Here is a 2,366-nt window from a genome sequence, read left to right as displayed (position 1 = left end):
GCTTGGCCCCGGCCGCTGATGTCCAGTTCGTTCGCGGGACTGCAGAGAAGCCGCCAGTGAGCTTGTCTGCGCCTCCGGCTCCGCATCCAGCTGCTTTTTCAGGGCAGTTCGACAAAGCTCGAACTGGCGCAAGGCCGCGTTTTCGTGACCGCGATGCGCGTGGATCCGGATCAGCGCCCGATGGGCGGCCTCGGCGGTAGGATCTGAGGCGAGCAATCTCTCTGCCAGGCCCTCGCAGGCTGTCTCTTCCGCAGAGCCGGGTATGGGCAGCGCGAGGCTCAGCCGATCCACCAACTGCAGCGCCTTGCGCTGATACCTGTTCAGATAGGGTCCAAACCACTCATCCAGTTCCTCAGGAATGGCTTCCCCTGCGAGCACCCCACCGCGGTAGAGGTCGGCGGCGAAGGCGAGATCGGTCGCCCGGCCCTCCTCCAGTTTCCGGTCGAAGATCGAAATGTCCGCTTCATCCGGGCCGGCAAACAGCGCGACGGCTTCGTGATCCCCGTCGATGTAGACGGCGGCATCTTTGCTGGTCGGGAACGAGCGCCGGATGTCGACCAGTGCTTGCCGCAAACTGTTGCGCGCCTGGCCATTGCTTCGTCCCGGCCAAAAGGCTTCGGAAAGCTGCTCGCGACGATGGCCGCGGCGGCCGGCAAGGACCAGGGCAGCAAAAAGCAGCGAAGTCTTGCGCGTGGCGAAGCGGACGGGCCGGCGCTCCAGGGAAGTAACCTCGAGGCCGCCAAGCAACCTGATGCGCACAGATGGTCTCCAGACTTTGACCGCCGCGGCAGAATAGCATTTCGGTAGTTGGATTTAACACCGATTTAACGGCAGCTCATCGGACATTTCCGTTTTTTTCACGCTCAGCCGAACAGCCCGAAAACACCCGCGTGGCACGTTCCCAGCCGCAGATCTCGAAATTGGAGACTAGAAATGGCTCGTACGGAAACTCGCGCCGACCGCAGCGCGTCGAAAAGACACTTGTTTGGATCTAGCAGGAAAAGCGTAGCAATAATGATCGCCGCCTTCAGGGGACGGCGACGGACCGTTGCAGAAGGCAGGGCGCTAGCCGACTTCACGCCCGATCAGCTGAACGACATCGGTCATCCGGAGGCCCATCGACCGGTTCTCAACATCAAGGCAGGTCTGATCGCGAACTTGATGTCGATGCGGTAAGTTCGGCGTACCACTGCGCAAAGGATCGGCTGCCGGCAGCCTGCAACCGCTGCATAGTCGAACTCGCACCAAACGCGCGGGCTGGATTGTCGGCAGCTAAGAGACTGAAGCGGGATGAGATTCTAACAAACGCAGCCGCAAGAACTTCTCTCCAATCGCAACCCGCCCATGAGGCTTTCAGGCAACTGCCAATGGGAGCAATATGGGCGGCTGTTCAACCTCCGGATCGCTGCGATGTTGGAAATCCCGGAAGATCGATGCGAGCGCCACCGCCTGTTCAAGGCCATCGATGACGCGTTCAAGGCGGGCGATTTCGAGGCCCTCGGTGTGGCTCTCGGCGGCTCACCCGACTGGTTTGACGAGCAGATGCCCTTTGAACTCGGCCTTGGACATCCACTGGAATATGCGATCTATTGGAGTCCCGCCGCTTTCATCTCGATCTTACTGGATGCGGGCTCGGACCCGAACTATCACCACCACAGCGGTTTTCCGGCAATCATCGCGGCACTGTCTACCGACCGGGCTGACAGACTGGAAATCGTCCGAATCCTGATCGATGGGGGCGCAGACCCCAACATGCGGGGCGTAAACGACTGGACACCGCTTCACTATGCAGTCGCCATCCGTAGCGTCGATGCCATCCGCCTGCTGTTGGCGGCGGGCGCCGACCCATCGCTCGAAACCCGCATCGACGACTATACGACAGCCCTCGAGGACGCTGACAATGCCGGTTTTGAAGCCGGCGCTTCGTTGCTGCGCGATGCGATGACCGGGCACGGCTCCAATGGATTCTGAGTTGGGGGACGATGCCGGTGAAACCATAGCCGAAGGTTTGAGCAAGGCTGGCCTCAGGCCTTCATCAGTCCCGCTTTGAAGCGTTTGCCGTTGGCGACGTAGTGCGCAGCCGAAGCGCGCAGCCTTGAGACCGCGGCATCGTCCAGCGCTCGCACCAAACGCGCGGGCGAGCCGATGATCAGTGAATTGTCGGGGAATTCCTTGCCTTCGGTGACCAGGGCGCCGGCGCCGACCAGCGAGTTCTTGCCGATTTTCGCGCCGTTCAGCACGATGGCGCCCATGCCGATCAAGCTGTTGTCGCCGATCGTGCAACCATGCAGCAAGGCGCGATGGCCAATCGTGCAGCCTTGCCCGATGGTCAGGGGAAAACCGGCATCGGTGTGCATGACCGTGTG

Annotated in this window: 4 protein-coding genes; 2 read left to right on the top strand and 2 right to left on the bottom strand. The window is 61.2% G+C overall.

Annotation, left to right across the window (positions count from 1 at the left end):
• The coding region (locus tag EOA86_RS30975) for a BTAD domain-containing putative transcriptional regulator (RefSeq protein WP_281035714.1) at positions 1–759 on the bottom strand (759 nt) is incomplete at its 3' end.
• Positions 760–1,014: 255 nt separating this feature from the next.
• On the opposite strand from EOA86_RS30975, the gene EOA86_RS30970 reads away from it, so the two are divergent.
• Positions 1,015–1,176, top strand: coding sequence for a hypothetical protein (locus tag EOA86_RS30970; RefSeq protein WP_245486297.1), 162 nt, complete (start codon positions 1,015–1,017; stop codon positions 1,174–1,176).
• A gap of 234 nt (positions 1,177–1,410) precedes the next feature.
• Complete coding sequence (locus tag EOA86_RS30965; protein ID WP_164892155.1) at positions 1,411–1,971, top strand: ankyrin repeat domain-containing protein; 561 nt, start codon at positions 1,411–1,413, stop codon at positions 1,969–1,971.
• A gap of 53 nt (positions 1,972–2,024) precedes the next feature.
• Here EOA86_RS30965 and EOA86_RS30960 read toward each other — a convergent pair.
• On the bottom strand, positions 2,025–2,366 hold a 342-nt coding region (locus EOA86_RS30960), incomplete at its 5' end, for a gamma carbonic anhydrase family protein (RefSeq protein WP_164892154.1).

The organism is Mesorhizobium sp. M5C.F.Ca.IN.020.32.2.1 (genome assembly GCF_004023105.1).
GTDB lineage: Bacteria > Pseudomonadota > Alphaproteobacteria > Rhizobiales > Rhizobiaceae > Mesorhizobium > Mesorhizobium wenxiniae.
Note: the sequence above shows the minus strand (reverse complement) of the source record. Positions and strands in the feature narration are given on the sequence as shown.